The following is a 15,299-nucleotide window of genomic DNA, read 5'->3' as shown; positions in this document are numbered from 1 at the left end:
AGCCGCTTCCATTTAAGTTGTTTCAGGCTGGAAAAACTGTGGTAATTGAGGATACGCGCTGCAAAAAACAACTTATCATGGTAAGGAGTGATTTGTAATGGCACAAGGGCAGACGTCAGAACGCAAGATGAGCAGAGAAGAAGCTGGACGCTTAGGTGGTAAAGCCACATCGAGAAACCATGACAGGAGCTTCTACCAGACGATTGGTAAAAAAGGTGGTGAAGCTACTTCCGACGCTCATGATGCAGATTTCTACAAGGAAATCGGACGTAAGGGTGGCGAAGCTACTTCTGAAAACCACAGCAAGGAATTTTATCGCGAAATCGGTCGCAAAGGCGGAAGTAGTTAAGCACAGCTCATTATCTGCATACTAAAAGGTTTATATCATGAAAAGCATCCCTCGCTTTTCGTTGAATTCAGAAGCCAAACTCCATGTCAATGGAATATGGCTTCTTTTCTATATGTCTATTGATTGTAGAAATATGACGATGGTTGTGATAGACTCTATAGAAAAACCGGGTGTTCACGGGTTTAAAGCAGCAAAGAATTTCACAAACTACGGGGAGCCAGACACCGGCCCACGGGTTATTTTTTTTAGAGTACGGATGAAATTAAACGACAGATGTACTGCCATTTATTTTTCCATTCATGTTGCTCAATACTATATATTTGGGGGGAATACACCATGTCAGCCAATAAAATGCGTTCCGATATGATCAAAAAAGGGTTTGACCGCGCACCGCACCGGAGTTTGCTCCGTGCAGCAGGCGTAAAAGAAGAGGATTTCGGCAAGCCGTTTATCGCGGTATGTAACTCGTACATCGATATCGTACCTGGTCATGTTCATTTGCAGGAGTTTGGTAAAATTGTTAAAGATGCCATTCGTGAAGCCGGCGGCGTTCCGTTCGAATTCAACACCATCGGGGTGGATGACGGGATCGCGATGGGACACATCGGTATGCGTTACTCCTTGCCAAGCCGTGACATTATTGCGGATTCGGTGGAAACGGTTGTATCTGCACACTGGTTCGACGGCATGGTTTGTATCCCGAACTGTGACAAAATTACACCAGGTATGATGATGGGCGCGCTGCGCTGCAACATTCCTACCGTTTTTGTAAGCGGCGGGCCGATGAAAGCAGGCCGTGACAGCAATGGTAAAGCTCTTTCCCTCACCTCTGTATTTGAAGGTGTAGGTGCTTACCAGGCTGGTAAAATCGACGATAAGAGCTTGCTTGAGCTTGAACAGTTTGGTTGTCCAACTTGCGGATCATGCTCCGGTATGTTTACCGCTAACTCCATGAACTGCCTTGCAGAAGCTATGGGACTGGCTATGCCAGGTAACGGAACGATTCTGGCTGTAGCACCTGAGCGCCGCGAGTTTGTTAAACAATCTGCGAAACAGCTGATGGAACTGATCAAACTGGATCTGAAACCACGTGATATCGTAACTGTAGAAGCAATCGACAATGCGTTTGCTCTGGATATGGCGATGGGTGGTTCGACCAATACCGTACTGCACACGCTGGCTCTTGCACACGAAGCTGGCATTGAATACCCGATCGAGCGTATTAATGAAGTTGCTAACCGTGTTCCGCATCTGGCGAAACTGGCACCTGCTTCTGACCTACACATCGAAGATGTTCACAATGCAGGTGGCGTAAGTGCAGTCCTGAATGAATTGCTCAAGAAACCAGGCGCGATCCATGCGGACTGTATTACGGTTACAGGTAAAACTATCCGTGAGAACGTGGAAGGCCAGGAAATTCAAGATACAAACGTAATCCACAAGCTGGACAACCCGCACTCCGAAAAAGGTGGACTGGCTGTATTGTTCGGTAACCTTGCACCACAAGGAGCTATCATCAAAGTTGGTGCGGTTGATGCTTCTGTTGGCGGATATCACAAAGGTCCTGCCATCTGCTTCGACTCCCAGGAGCAAGCACTTGAAGGCATTGCTAACGGTAAAGTTAAAGAAGGACATGTCGTGGTTATTCGTTATGAAGGACCAAAAGGCGGACCAGGTATGCCTGAAATGCTCGCGCCAACTTCTCAGATCGTAGGTATGGGACTTGGTGCCAAAGTGGGTCTGATCACGGATGGACGTTTCTCCGGCGCCTCTCGCGGAATCAGTATCGGTCATATCTCTCCAGAAGCAGCGGAAGGTGGACCAATTGCCTTTGTTGAAGAAGGAGATATCATTGAACTCGACCTGAACAACCGCACCATTGAGTTGCAAATTAGCGATGAGGAATTCGAAACTCGTCGTGCGAACTGGAAAGGTTTTGAACCAAAAGTCAAAACCGGTTTGCTGGCTCGCTACTCCAAACTTGTAACCAATGCAAGCAACGGTGGCGTTCTGAAAATCTAGGTTCGGCTGATCATGCCATCTTACATGGATATAAGCATATAAAAAACGAAAAAGGATGCGCTTTGCCACACTGGCAGAGCACATCCTTTTTTTTGATTAGGGTTTTGGGCAAACGATCTATACTTTAAAATTGCAATGACTTCAATGGAATAAGAATAATGTAAAATTGTGTATAATTCCGCTACACCATAAATCTTAATACTCAGTTTCGTTCCGGTAAAATCTCATTGTCAATGACAATGGACTCGTTTTGTACTTCTGCCGTTGCATCTGAAGTAATCTTATGATGATGATTGTACCGTTGCAGAAGTTCCTCAACAGGCATCAAAATCATTTTGGGCACCAATTGATCTGTACGCTGCTTCAAACGTCTTTTACCTGCCGGATGGATAACACTAAGCAGCAGCTTCAGATATAACTTGGAGGCCATGCTGAATGGGCCTGGAGCGAGCCCCTGCACGGTGAATCCGAACTTTTCAGGACCACGGTTAATCATGCTCACGCCATAAATTGCTTTTGCAGAGCGTAATTCAGGATCTGCAGCAACTAGCTGTGCCAAGTCTGGCAGCTGCTGTTCCATCGTACGAATCATACGAATAGCCAAATGCATGGTTGAACGTGAAGTAACCCCGAGTTCGAACAATTTTTGATTATCAAAATGTAATTCTATAATTGGATCACCATTCTGCATCACATAACCATTATGCATCTCTACGCGTGCACCATGGTATACACGGGAACGGAAATGAAGCATGGGATCTTGAGGTGAAGCAGTTCGCAGATGATACACCCAGTGAAACAGCTTTTCCCAGCCTAACCACAATGCAACTACTGCACGTTTCCACAACCTGAGTTTCATGTGAGTTCGGGCTTCCACGTGAACCCGTTTCGGCGATTCGGATATTGTACTGCGATTCATCAACGTGTCCACACGTACACTGACCAAGCCACGTCGATCCGCTTCGTGCAGCACGGTTTCGAGCGCCTCAAGCATCTGCTCCGGCGCGTGAGCATCGGCTCCCAAGGTTGTGCCTCGGTCATGAAGCAGCATAACCTCTCCGCCCTTTAACTTTTTCAGCACACGTTCTTTTAGTTGCTCCGCACCCACACTGCATTTCCAATCCTCAAACATGGAGGACCACAGAATGATCTTACGATCTTTTTTGCTAAAAAAATCAAACAGGTTCATAATGCCCCATGGCGGACGATAATAACAGGTTTTCTCCCCCGTAATTTCTTGAATGATTTGCCCTGTTCGTTCGATCTGGTCCCGAACCGTTCGCGGACGCATCAACCAGTTTGTTTTATGAATATAGTTGTGAATTCCGATCAGATGCCCTTCCTCATGCATTCGTCTGATTAACTCCGGATGACTTGCAGCATGCTCTCCCACAACAAAAAAGGTTGCTTTAACCTCGTACTTATGTAACAGATCAAGCAACCGGGGCGTATAAAAAGGATCAGGCCCATCGTCAAATGTCAGGGCATATTGTGTATCACTTTTCCCTCTACGAAACACACGGAATCCGAATAATCTGCTAATCAGGCTTGGAATAAAAGCATAAAAAGAGGACAGGTACAATAACCACAGTAAAATACTCTGAAGCATCGTTGTCATGATGTTGATTCCCCACTTCTCCTGCTATTTTACAGTCATACGACACTTTCTAAAATAAACCACCTTTAATTTTATCACAGTTGATTCTTTTATTAAATGTGGTTTCCCCAAAACCCTGCTATCATGTACAATGAGTACAATCTAATTTTTGCCTGTAAAGGAGTCTATGTCCATGTTGCCGCTTTATAAAAAATACGGACGCACCGTCTTTGATATCGCTCTGCTGGTGTTAACCGTGTATGTGATCATGTTCGCTTTTAGTAAATTGTATCATATCGCTGCACCTGTTTTTCTTTCATTTATTGTTTTTTGGATGATTGAACCTTTAGCCAAATTCCTGCATAGAAAAGGATTGCCTAAAACAGCAGGAACTGCTATATCTGTGTTGTTGTTTCTCGGACTCATTGTAGCCGCCTTTTTCGGTCTGGGCTTTTTTATCATCTCACAGATTTCCGATCTTCAGCTCCATTTCCCGGTATACGTAGAGATGATTCAACGCGAATTCACCGATTTGGTCTTGCTCATACAAGATAGATCCAATGCCCTTCCTGATGGAATACTGGATAAACTAAATGAATATTTTGCTACGTTGTCCGGAATTCTGTCTCGCTGGGTAACCAGCGGAGCACAGTTCATCATCGGATTTCTAAGCTCATTCTCCACGTTCATTACAAACTTCGGGATTGCGATTATTCTGGCATTTTTTCTCAGCATTGAGATTGAATCCTGGCGTAAGTTTGCCCGTGCCAAAACACCTAAAACACTAAAAACGGCAAATGAATTCATGCGTACACATGTGTTCAAAACAATCCGTTCCTACATGAAGGCACAGTTGTTCATGATGCTGATTACTTTTGTATTGATATATGCGGGATTGTTGATTCTGGGAACCTCCAATGCCTTTACGATTGCAGTTGTCTGCGCCATCTTTGATCTGGTGCCACTGCTCGGCGTTCCGGTGATATTTATTCCGTGGATTGTCTATTTGTTTATCGTGGGCAACAGTACACTCGCGATTGGATTGATTGTTGTTTTGGCTGTGACGATGCTGACGCGGCAACTGTTGGAGCCAAAAATATCAGGAAACTCCATTGGTGTTTCATCTGCCTACTTGATGCTTTCGTTTATGCTAATCTCCCTTTCGATCTTCGGACTTGCAGGTGTTGTGTTATCTCCTATACTTCTGATCCTTTTAAAAGAACTGTTACAGCAGGGTTATCTGCAAAAATGGATCCATCTGCCCAATGACGAATTCGAATCTTCACCATTAGTGGTTGACTCACCTGTCCCTGATGTTTCCGAGAGAACGGAAAATCACGAGCACTCTGCCAAGTAGTCCATGACCTTGCGAAATAGAGCTGTAGCTTGATGAGAACTGCTTGGGGATACGTTCTGAACCAGCACAGCGACAGCATATCTCGGCTTCTCAACAGGTCCGTAACCAATAAACCATTGGTGGTTTTTAGCTTTTCCTTTTTGTTGTACCTGAGCCGTGCCTGACTTCCCTGCCACATGCCATCTCGCATGCTGCAGGGATTTTCCGGTTCCCTCTTGTACAACGGTATTCATCCACTTTAACAGCTGATGTGCTGTCGTCGGAGAGATCTGTCCTGCTGCTGAAGGAGATGCATGTAATGACATCTCCAACATTGTACCTCCATCCGCATACCGGATTTGTTGCACCAGCCTGGGAGCGCTCACCCTCCCATCATGCAACAATGTCACGATCAGGTTTGCTGCTTGTAGCGGCGTGACCAGAACATCCCGCTGTCCAATGGCTGTCTGAATTTTGGCTCCTTCGTCTGCAGACGTCACAGCATCAGTTCGAATGCGCCCCGATTCTTCATGATCAAAATGTTTTAATACCGGCATCCCCGCCATGTGTTGCGCCTGCCAGCCAACAGTACGTGCAAGCCCCAGGCGATCAGCGGTTTGTTCCAACTGCTCCATATGGAGTCTACGTGCAGTTTCAGCGAACACGATGTTACATGACTCCGCGAACCCCTTTTCCAAATTCAATTCACCATGTCCATGCTCCTTCCAGCAGGAAAGTCCATATTTTCCATAAACGCCTTTACAGTGGAACTTCTCTCCGCGTGAAACCACCCGATTTTCCAGTGCAGCTGCAGCTGTAACGATTTTAAAAATGGAACCTGGTACAGCCCCTTGTATGGCCCGATTCCCCCAAGAGGATTGCTGCGGATTTACATGTTGAGGCTGATAAAAGGGATATGATACCATCGCACGTACATCTGCATTTTTGGCATCAAGAACCACCACAGCTCCTTCCTGTAGCCCTGATGATGCTGTCAATTCTTCAATCCCTTGCTGTAGCCTGGCATCAATCGTTGTTTCTACTACCAAAGGATAGTGCACGTTAGCAGGTGCAATCACACGCGGCTCAATCTCAGGAATGATCTGTCCATTCCCATATACCATTTGTGTTATCAACGTGGGACCTACACCTCTTAACAAAGGCTCGAGTGTCCTCTCCAGACCAGCTGCTCCCGATTTCATGGCAAATGGCTGTCTGACCTCATCTCGATGTCCGCCTTGTCTTCCACGTTCTTCCGGGTGTTCATTAAGGTAACCGAGCCACTGGCTGCCACTGGCTTTCGGGGAGTACCTGGTCATGACGGGGTATGCATTAACCCCCTTCATCTTCAACTCACGTATGCGTACAAGCTGAGCATCCGTTAACAAGACAGGCTCTGATCCGCCTCCTGTCCAGAGATGAGGTGTATTCTGCTTCTCCCATTGCTTTTTGAGCTGATCTACATCGGTATCAAGGATTAATGCCAGCTGTTTGAGACTCACATCCTCCTGGCTCCTCTCTAACTTCTCCTCCTGACTTCCGCCTGTAAACTGACCCATTTTCTCATTTTTGTTTCGTGAAAAAAACACAACACCCCATTGCAGCTTGCCAGTTAACGAACGCCCGTGGACATCCGTAAAATGTCCACGTCCAGAATCCAGCATCACACCTCGTTCACGCTGCAGCACTGACATCTCACGCACGGTTCGCTGAAATCCTGGCATGATGCGGTTCACCTGAACCATCTGAATCCAGCCAAGTCTCAGTATTAACACTACAAAAATGAGAGTCAGACCAGCACTAATTATAGCTATGCGTCGTTTCCACACCAGCTGCAACCGCACACGTATTCCACCCTTACCTTTTTCATGTATTATGTGTTGACCCTTCTGGAATTATCCGGAAACAACAGAAAACCTGCCTCATTGAAGAGACAGGTCTGTTTGTGATTTGAGCTTTACTATTTTTGTTTACAGGAACTATACGGTGAAACGCGAGAGCGTTTCTTTCAGTTCACTCGATACATTCTCCAGCTTACCAGAGAGGCTTACAAGTTGATTGCTGATATTTTGCTGTTCACTGCTCAAGGAAGCTACTTCCTCCGAAGTTGCCGAGGATTCTTCAGCAACAGCGCTGACATTGCTCATCGCTTCAGACAACGTTGCCTGAGATTTGCTTAACTCTCCAATGGAACCTGTAACCATACCCAGACGTTCCACGAAAGCACCCATCTGATCCTGTACGGAAGCAAAGATTACATTTGTATCCTTTACAGCGTCCATCTGTTCCTTGAACAAAGGATATGCATCAGACAGAGCTTTCACCGTTTCGTTCATCTCTGTCATAATTTTGTCTGTGATCTCCCCAACCATATCAATGGATTGTCTGGACTGTGCCGCGAGTTGACGCACTTCATCCGCTACGACCATGAATCCACGCCCAGCTGCACCTGCTCGCGCTGCTTCAATCGTTGCATTCAGAGACAAAATGTTGGTCTGTTTTGTAATATTTTGCATGACGTCAAGCACTTTTAATACAGAAGATGTGCTCTCTTTTAACGAATCCACTTTCTTGACCAATGCTCCGATCATCTCTTCAGTCTTCTGCGTTTTGGTCATCAACTGATTCAGATGCTGTGTTCCCGTCTGACTGGACTTCTCGACATGACGGGCAGATTCCCCCATCTCTCCATTGGCTGTTATAACGCTCTCCATCTGACGAGAGATATTATCCGTCAGTTCATTACCTCGTTCCGCTTCCGTAGCCAGACTTCCTGCTCCGCCTGCAATCTCTTCTGTAGCTACAGCAATCTCAGAAGCAGATACAGCTGTTTTCTTAGAAGCATTGCTCAGTTCTGTGGCTGTGTCTAACACTTCCTGTGCCGAACGATTGGTCTGCTCAACCAATTTGGTAATCTGTTCCATCATGGTATTAAACGCCGATGAAAGTTGTCCTATCTCATCTTGAGAACTATACGGGGTGCGTACTTTCAGATTTCCTTTTGCCCCCTCCTGCATCAGATCTTTCAATCCGCTGAGTGGACGTGCAATCATACGAACCATCCAGATACCGATTACCACAGCAAGGGCTGCAAATGCAAGTGCCATCCACAAGGTCATCGTTAAGATGCCTTGGGCATCCTTAACCAGCATCGTAGTAGGTACCATACCGATCAACTTCCAGCCAGATGACTCCATCGTACTGTATACGGCCAGCATATTGGTCGACTTTCCATCCACATCATACTCCGTATTGGTGCTTCCTGCTGCTTCTTTTAAATCTTTCACAAAAGCAAGATCTGTCTCTTTCCCCGTACGGCCCGCAATGGATGAAGCAACGACTTTGTTATCCGGAGAAATCAATTGAAGTACCGAACCTGCCCCCAGATCCAGTGATTTCAGTTGTTCCTCCAGCACCTCAAGCTTCAGTTCAATAATGAGAACGTAAGATTGTGTAGTGCCTTGCAGGTTCTTCATGGAACGTGCAATTTTGAATGTAGCTGTCGTGCCATCTGTTTTCTCTTCTGTCGGAAGCCAGCGGTACCCTCCTTGCTTAACGAGTTCGCTATACCAAGCTTCCTGACGAATACTTCCCATGGTTGAACTACTGTTCCCCGTACCCATAACGGATTTTGATTCGTCCGTAGGCACCAAATAAATCGCTTCCATGGATTTGTTTGTAAAAGCTACATTAGATAACTGCTTATTGATTGAACTCGAATTAACGAAAGTATCATATGCCGTCAGATTCGGATCTGACATTTTCTGAAGCAGGGACTGCATCTCTGGATCAAAGAAGATCTGTGTAGACGTATCCACGAATCGCTCCAAAATGATATCAAGCTTCTGCTTGGTTTGATCAATCGTCTCCTGATTTGCTCTTGATGCATTGGCCTCAATCGTATTTTTAGCCTTTGAATAGGATATTAGACCCAAACTAACAACAACAATCATAATCGCTGCAAAAAAGATCAAGAAAAGTTTAACCCCTACAGATTTGATCGGGTTCACCTTTTTAATCTGTTTGAAAGAGGTACCTCCGAGCCCTTTCCAATCTCGATTCTTCAATTGTTCCTTCAACCAATCGACCTTGATCCAATCCAATCGAATCTTGCTTCGATCAAATTTGAATGGTTTATTATGTACCCCTTCTTTTTTGATTTTGATCTGCTTAATTTTCTTCACTTTCTGTGTCTTATCAGGCTTAGCCTGCTCGGGTTGTGTAATGTGTTCCCCACTGTCTTTATCCTTCTTTTGAACCATTCCCAATCACCTGCCAGTAATTTACTTGTTAGAAATTTTAATCTCTCCCCTATAAATATGTAGTATTCGACAACTTTCCTTCTTTCCCTCCATTTCCCCAAAAATATTTTGCAACTTTTTTCCTATTTTGCTATAAAAAAAAGACCCCCATATACCGATATATGGGGGTCTTTTTATTCATACACTGATTCGTGAAAAAGCAATGCCTCCACCTTATTTCTAGTGGTTTGGAAATGCCTTTTCGCCTATCCTTTAGTTCTGGAGATAGAGGCTTGCTTAAGTTTCCACTTGGTTACATCCAAGACTACTGAAAAATCGCTTAACAAAAACATCACCATATATTTTCTTCATATGCGCCGTGTTAAAAATATATTGGTCCATATGCTCAAGCTTACGCAGGCTACGTACCAGTACTTTCCGATCTTCCTCAGATAGATCAGGGTCATCATCTACCTTTGTCAAAGCACCTTTCACTCGTGCGGATAGCTGTTCAACATACCGATGGTTTTTAGATTTTGGCGGAATACATTGCGTCAGGTCACAACCCACGAAACGAACACCGTCAAGAATACAGTTTTCAAAATTAGCAATTAGCTTTTGTTTACCATTTCCTTCGAATGTAATATCCACTAGCTTGCTTGCAAAAGAACAATTGACGATATTTTCTACCTGTAAAATCCGGTCATTGAATCTACATTTAATAAAAGTACAGTCAATAAACGTAGCATTCTCCAATGTCATACCTCTTAAATCACAGGAGGAAAATTCGCAGTTGGTGAAAACAGCTTCGTCTTTGCCAATGCCAACTGAGCGCAAATCAGAACGAATAAATGTACATTTATCTATTGTACTACAGGCAAAGAATCTCGCATTGCTAAGATCACAGGTATCAAATACGAGATGATTCAGCTTACAGCTCCAAAATATAGGTGAACCCACATTCGAGTTGGTTATGGTTGCTCCACTTATCGTTTCATGTTCATACCTGACAATATCAGTAAATAATTCATTGTCTACGGACATACCAGACTCAAGTCTTCTCATCTCGGTCCCCCCATCATATATGATGAGAACGTACTATATCACCTTATAACACGATATAAGTTGAACTACAAATGTTTACACGAATCAATCCGACGATGGAATACCCTGGAGAGTAAACCTACTTCTTTTTTCTCATCATGTCAAAGTAGGAAACAGGCTGATCCACTTTCATCTTCACCAGTTGCAGCGGGTGTCTTGCAGCATCCAGAACATTGCCTTCTTCATCCTGAATTTCATCCACCACTTGTTTGAAAAAGGTACCGTTCGGACCGAAAAACTCAATTTCCTGTCCCGGCTTGAAGTGATTACGCTGCTGAATCGTTGCCATGCCTGTTTCTTCATCATAACCCATAACCAGACCCGCAAAGTCGTAAGGCACAGCCTTCTCTTCCGGCTCATAGATATGATCTTCATGATCAGGCGTATCGTAGAAGAAACCGGTATTCAGCGGACGGTTCGCCGCTTTATTCATTTCTTCTACCCATTCCGGTTTTAATACATAATTTTCAGGATCAGCCATGTAAGCGTCAATCGCCTGACGGTATACGTTGACAACAGTTGCTACATAATGAATGGATTTCATCCGTCCTTCAATTTTGAAGCTGTCCACACCCACATCAATCAATTCCGGGATGTGACCGATCATGCACAGATCTTTGGAACCCATGGAAAAGGAATTATCCTGTTCCTGGAACAGAGGCAACTGATTATCTCCCAGTTTAAAGGGGGCAGGAGCCTTCATCTGCATTTCCTCTTCACTTACCCAGACCGTATCTTCTCTCGCATCCTCAAACAGATCATACTTCCAGCGACAGGACTGACAGCACCCTCCCCGATTGGAATCCCGGTCTGTAAAGTGATTGGACAATACACAACGTCCCGAATAGGATGAACACATCGCTCCGTGTATGAAAGCTTCAATCTCGATATCCACATTCGCCTTGATCTCTTCAATTTCTTCAAAACTTGTCTCACGGCCAAGTACAACACGCGGTAGCCCCTCGTCCTTCCAAAACTTCACGGCTTGCCAGTTCAACGTAGACTGTTGTGTGCTTAGATGCACCTCCAGGCCCGGTACCGCTCGCAAAGCCACTTCAATAATGGCCGGATCGGCAACAATGACCGCCGAGATGCCTGCATCGTACAGGTTCTGCAAATAGGCTTCAATCCCAGCCACATCTTCGTTATGGGCGTAGATATTCGTTGCTACGAACACTTTGGCTCCATACTTTTTCGCAAATTCCACACCTTCGCGCATTTCTTCAAAACTAAAGTTATCTGCGTTGGAACGAAGTCCATAAGCCTGTCCACCGATATATACGGCATCTGCACCATAGTGGATCGCAAATTTTAATTTTTCCAGATTTCCTGCCGGAGCCAGCAACTCCGGTTTATCCAGACGGTTACGTTTACCGAAAAACTTCCGCTTGACCGCCACTGTTTCCATCTTGTTCACCTCATCTATTAATACACTTGTTCTTTGTAGAAAAATCCAAATGACAATTCCCGTTCAGGGTCCTGCAGCTCACGAACCTCACGCAACCATTCTTCGTTGTATGCATAAGCCTCTGCATCTGCTTCATACAGATCTATCGCCTTGCGATAAGCACGAACAACGGCTTCATTGTAAGCAAGAGACTTGAGGATTCCCTCCACTTTAAAGCTGTGTACGCCTGCTTCCATCATCAGATGAAGGTCTTCCAGAATGCAAATGTCTTCTGAACTCATAATATGCGTTCCGTTCATGTCCTCATAAATCGGAAACTTCTCATCCCGTCGCTCGGCTTCAATCAGGAACAGTCCGCGTTCCTTGCCGAGTTCTCCTTCAACCGGACGCCCTTGGTGAGCCATATAACTTTGCACCAGACTGCGCTTGGAGTGATAAATATTCGTCATCCCATGAACCTGCACCTGTGCTTCCACTTTTAAAAATGGAACCATCTCCGTGATCTCGTCCATGTTCAGCTCACGGGCGAGTACAACCCGGCTAGCCCCTTTGGTTCCCCAATAGTTGGCCGTTGCATAATTCGTGGACGTCATCTCTGCATTCCAGTGCAAACGGATGTGTGACGCATGCTCCTTAATCGCAGCAAGAATGGACGGATCATTGAACTCGACCGCGTGCACACCGATCCGACCCAGTGCCTGCACATACTCAGGTAGTTCTTTCAGTAATTCATTGGACATCAGGTTGTTCATGGAAACAATAACACGTGCCTCGTGTTTCGCAGCCAAACCTACCACTTCCGCAGTCTCTTCTATGCTAAAGCTGCCCGGCAGGCGCATGCCAAAACGGTCATCCCCTATCAATAGAGCATCCGCTCCGGCCTGAAGCAAAACTTCTGCTTCTTTTACATTTGCTGCTGTCACAAGCAGTTCATGTTTTTTACTCATCTAATCCCCTCCGCTTATTGCGCAGCCTTACTTTTGGCTATATTTTGCTGATGTTCCTTGTATGTCTTGGCAAACAGATGCCCTGAAGTGCCATCCTTTTTCGTTACGTAAAACAGATATTCCGAGGCTTCCGGATGAAGTGCTGCCTCGATAGATGCAAGACTTGGACTGGCAATAGGTCCTGGTGGCAATCCTTTGTTCAAGTACGTATTATATGGACTTTGCACCTTGAGGTCTTTGAACAGCAGCCTTGCCTTCGGTTTATCAAGCAAATATTGCACTGTGGCATCAATCTCCAGCTTCATATCCTGTTTGATCCGATTGTAGATTACACCCGCTACCAGTGCACGTTCCTGATCTACGACAACTTCTCGTTCCACCAGCGATGCAATCGTCAGTAATTCATGCAACGAAAGTTTTTTTTCATCCAGCTTTGCTTGCAATTCCGGAATGGAATTCACTTTGGTCTGAAACTCTTCCAACATTCGCTGCATCACATCATGGGTGGTACTGCCTTTTTTCATTTCGTAGGTTTCCGGGAAAAGATAACCCTCCAGCACGTATCGCAATTCTTCATCCACCGGGATATCTTTGATGATATCCACATCAAAGGCTGATGGGTCATTAGCCAGCTTGAGGAATTCCTTTTTATCGACAATGCCCTCTGCCGACAGCTTGTCCGCCATCTGCAAAACGGTGTAACCTTCCGGGATCGTAAACTTCACCATTTCTTCGGGTACGACATCGCCGCTGCTTAGTTTATGAACAATCTCATCGTACGTTACACCCGGATTCATGACGTATTTTCCAGCCATAAAATTACTGCCCAGCTTGTTCCACTTTAAATACCCTTTGAAAACGAGACTGTTTCGAATAAGTCCCTCTTGCTGTAGCTGATCTGCTATTTTGGAGATTCCCGATCCGCTCTTGATCTCAAAAACAACTGGCTCTGAAGCAGCTTCCACCGGACGCATCATACTCCATACATATCCGCCAGCTCCTCCGGCCAGAATGAGCAGAACCAGCAGAAAGATACCTATGACTTTGCCTTTCAACAGAGACACAACTCCTTTACACAACCAAAAAGAGCGGACTTCTCCGCCCTTCCGGTTTTTTCAATTTGAAGCTGGTTAATCCTCGTCAATCGGGAGCGTGCACTCGTCATAAAGCTCCGAGATGCTCTCCCACTCATCGTCATCATCAATCGTAACTAACTCCGGCATGATCTGGTCCTCGCTGCCAGGTACAACCCGCAGAAGTTCAACCTCGTCATACGGACGCAATGAACTGCGGAGCACCGCGTATTGCTGCCCATGTACCTCAAATTCAGCGAGCAGATCATACGGATGTGATTTACCGTTCTCTTCCTCGAGCTCCACATGAGCACCGAATGCCAGACGCAGCGAATCTGTCCATTTCAGGTCTTTGCGATTATATTCCGTCATTTAGTTCGCTTCCTCTTCATCTTCAGCAAGAAATGTATTAAACGTCTCCTCGACGATATCCCATTCAGCATCGTCTTGGATCACGAAAAGTTTGATATCATCGCCTTCTTCTTCATAACGGAATGCATATACATCCGTCTCGCCATCCTCAGGTTCAACCGGAGCAACCATCATATACTTGGCCTCCGAACCGTCCACTTCAAATTTCATGATAACTTCGAATTCCTCTTCGTTACCCTCGTCATCTGCAATGTAAATGATCTCAGCTTCTTCTTCCATACCCAGTTGATCTTCAGCCATTGTTGATCCCCCTCACCTTTTACTATTGGCATCCAAATAATTTTGCAAAATCAGGCTTGCAGCCATTTTGTCCACAACCTGCTTGCGTTTTTTGCGGCTGACATCCGCTTCAAGCAACGTACGTTCTGCTACTATCGTCGTCAGCCGTTCATCCCAAAGGTGAACAGGTAAATTCAGTTCGCCACGCAGACGTTCGGCAAAAGCAATACATATTTCACCGCGCGGTCCTACGGTGCCGTTCATGTTTTTGGGAAGTCCGACCACGATTTCGCTGATCTCATGCTCACGCACCAACTCAGCAATCCGTGTGAACTCACCTTCATCCCGGCGGCGTTCTAGCACTTCTAATCCCTGGGCAGTCCAACCGAAGGCGTCACTCACGGCAACCCCGATTCTGCGGTCCCCATAGTCCAAACCTAATTTTTTCATCATGCTCTCCCATCCTGAGCCTGTTCAGAATAATATACAATTATCTGTTCAGACCTCAGTCTGTCTTCTGTCGGTTCATTGTCCGTTTGCCTGCACGGCTGCAGACAAACGGAAGCGGCGT

General features: G+C 45.5%; 12 protein-coding genes and 1 pseudogene. 3 read left to right on the top strand and 10 right to left on the bottom strand.

Going from position 1 to position 15,299, the window contains the following annotated elements; genetic code table 11:
* Positions 1–97 precede the first annotated feature (97 nt).
* Positions 98–346: pseudogene (locus tag ACR8BL_RS23570) on the top strand (KGG domain-containing protein); the annotation flags it as partial.
* A 339-nt stretch (positions 347–685) separates the two neighbouring features.
* On the top strand, positions 686–2,371 hold the full coding sequence (gene ilvD, locus ACR8BL_RS23565; protein WP_434749784.1) for a dihydroxy-acid dehydratase: 1,686 nt from the start codon (positions 686–688) through the stop codon (positions 2,369–2,371).
* A 202-nt stretch (positions 2,372–2,573) separates the two neighbouring features.
* On the opposite strand, the gene ACR8BL_RS23560 is transcribed toward ilvD, so the two are convergent.
* Positions 2,574–3,989: a polysaccharide deacetylase family protein gene (locus ACR8BL_RS23560; protein ID WP_434749783.1), complete on the bottom strand. Its 1,416-nt coding sequence runs from the start codon at positions 3,987–3,989 to the stop codon at positions 2,574–2,576.
* A gap of 172 nt (positions 3,990–4,161) precedes the next feature.
* On the opposite strand from ACR8BL_RS23560, the gene ACR8BL_RS23555 reads away from it, so the two are divergent.
* Positions 4,162–5,325, top strand: coding sequence for an AI-2E family transporter (locus ACR8BL_RS23555; RefSeq protein ID WP_434749782.1), 1,164 nt, complete (start codon positions 4,162–4,164; stop codon positions 5,323–5,325).
* On the opposite strand, the gene ACR8BL_RS23550 is transcribed toward ACR8BL_RS23555, so the two are convergent.
* The 9 genes from ACR8BL_RS23550 to ruvX all read right to left on the bottom strand — a co-directional run bounded on the left by ACR8BL_RS23550 (position 5,304) and on the right by ruvX (position 15,178).
* Positions 5,304–7,148: a peptidoglycan D,D-transpeptidase FtsI family protein gene (locus ACR8BL_RS23550; RefSeq protein WP_434749781.1), complete on the bottom strand. Its 1,845-nt coding sequence runs from the start codon at positions 7,146–7,148 to the stop codon at positions 5,304–5,306. The genes ACR8BL_RS23555 and ACR8BL_RS23550 overlap by 22 nt on opposite strands.
* Before the next feature lie 135 nt (positions 7,149–7,283).
* Positions 7,284–9,566, bottom strand: coding sequence for a methyl-accepting chemotaxis protein (locus ACR8BL_RS23545; RefSeq protein WP_434749780.1), 2,283 nt, complete (start codon positions 9,564–9,566; stop codon positions 7,284–7,286).
* A gap of 276 nt (positions 9,567–9,842) precedes the next feature.
* A complete protein-coding gene (locus ACR8BL_RS23540) occupies positions 9,843–10,610 on the bottom strand; it encodes a pentapeptide repeat-containing protein (RefSeq protein WP_434749779.1) in 768 nt (255 codons plus the stop codon).
* Positions 10,611–10,728: 118 nt separating this feature from the next.
* A complete protein-coding gene (locus ACR8BL_RS23535) occupies positions 10,729–12,057 on the bottom strand; it encodes a peptidase U32 family protein (protein WP_434749778.1) in 1,329 nt (442 codons plus the stop codon).
* Between the two features lie 17 nt (positions 12,058–12,074).
* A complete protein-coding gene (locus tag ACR8BL_RS23530; RefSeq protein ID WP_434756455.1) occupies positions 12,075–13,004 on the bottom strand; it encodes a peptidase U32 family protein in 930 nt (309 codons plus the stop codon).
* A gap of 14 nt (positions 13,005–13,018) precedes the next feature.
* Positions 13,019–14,059, bottom strand: a complete 1,041-nt coding sequence (mltG, locus tag ACR8BL_RS23525; RefSeq protein WP_434753220.1) for an endolytic transglycosylase MltG — start codon at positions 14,057–14,059, stop codon at positions 13,019–13,021.
* A gap of 75 nt (positions 14,060–14,134) precedes the next feature.
* Positions 14,135–14,449, bottom strand: coding sequence for a DUF1292 domain-containing protein (locus tag ACR8BL_RS23520; protein WP_434749777.1), 315 nt, complete (start codon positions 14,447–14,449; stop codon positions 14,135–14,137).
* A complete protein-coding gene (locus ACR8BL_RS23515; RefSeq protein WP_017686820.1) occupies positions 14,450–14,749 on the bottom strand; it encodes a DUF1292 domain-containing protein in 300 nt (99 codons plus the stop codon).
* A gap of 12 nt (positions 14,750–14,761) precedes the next feature.
* Complete coding sequence (gene ruvX / locus ACR8BL_RS23510) at positions 14,762–15,178, bottom strand: Holliday junction resolvase RuvX (protein ID WP_434753219.1); 417 nt, start codon at positions 15,176–15,178, stop codon at positions 14,762–14,764.
* Between the last annotated feature and the right edge of the window lie 121 nt (positions 15,179–15,299).

The organism is Paenibacillus amylolyticus, assembly GCF_051136285.1.
In the GTDB taxonomy this organism is placed as follows: domain Bacteria; phylum Bacillota; class Bacilli; order Paenibacillales; family Paenibacillaceae; genus Paenibacillus; species Paenibacillus amylolyticus_F.
The sequence above is the reverse complement of the archived record's forward strand: the minus strand, read 5'-3'. Positions and strand labels throughout refer to the sequence as shown.

Coding starts and splice junctions, on each gene's coding strand:
- ACR8BL_RS23560 (WP_434749783.1), bottom strand. CDS start 3,989: ATGACAACGATGCTTCAGAGTATTTTACTGTGGTTATTGTACCTGTCC.
- ilvD (WP_434749784.1), top strand. CDS start 686: ATGTCAGCCAATAAAATGCGTTCCGATATGATCAAAAAAGGGTTTGAC.
- ACR8BL_RS23515 (WP_017686820.1), bottom strand. CDS start 14,749: ATGGCTGAAGATCAACTGGGTATGGAAGAAGAAGCTGAGATCATTTAC.
- ACR8BL_RS23520 (WP_434749777.1), bottom strand. CDS start 14,449: ATGACGGAATATAATCGCAAAGACCTGAAATGGACAGATTCGCTGCGT.
- ACR8BL_RS23535 (WP_434749778.1), bottom strand. CDS start 12,057: ATGGAAACAGTGGCGGTCAAGCGGAAGTTTTTCGGTAAACGTAACCGT.
- ACR8BL_RS23540 (WP_434749779.1), bottom strand. CDS start 10,610: ATGAGAAGACTTGAGTCTGGTATGTCCGTAGACAATGAATTATTTACT.
- ACR8BL_RS23545 (WP_434749780.1), bottom strand. CDS start 9,566: ATGGTTCAAAAGAAGGATAAAGACAGTGGGGAACACATTACACAACCC.
- ACR8BL_RS23530 (WP_434756455.1), bottom strand. CDS start 13,004: ATGAGTAAAAAACATGAACTGCTTGTGACAGCAGCAAATGTAAAAGAA.
- ACR8BL_RS23555 (WP_434749782.1), top strand. CDS start 4,162: ATGTTGCCGCTTTATAAAAAATACGGACGCACCGTCTTTGATATCGCT.
- ruvX (WP_434753219.1), bottom strand. CDS start 15,178: ATGAAAAAATTAGGTTTGGACTATGGGGACCGCAGAATCGGGGTTGCC.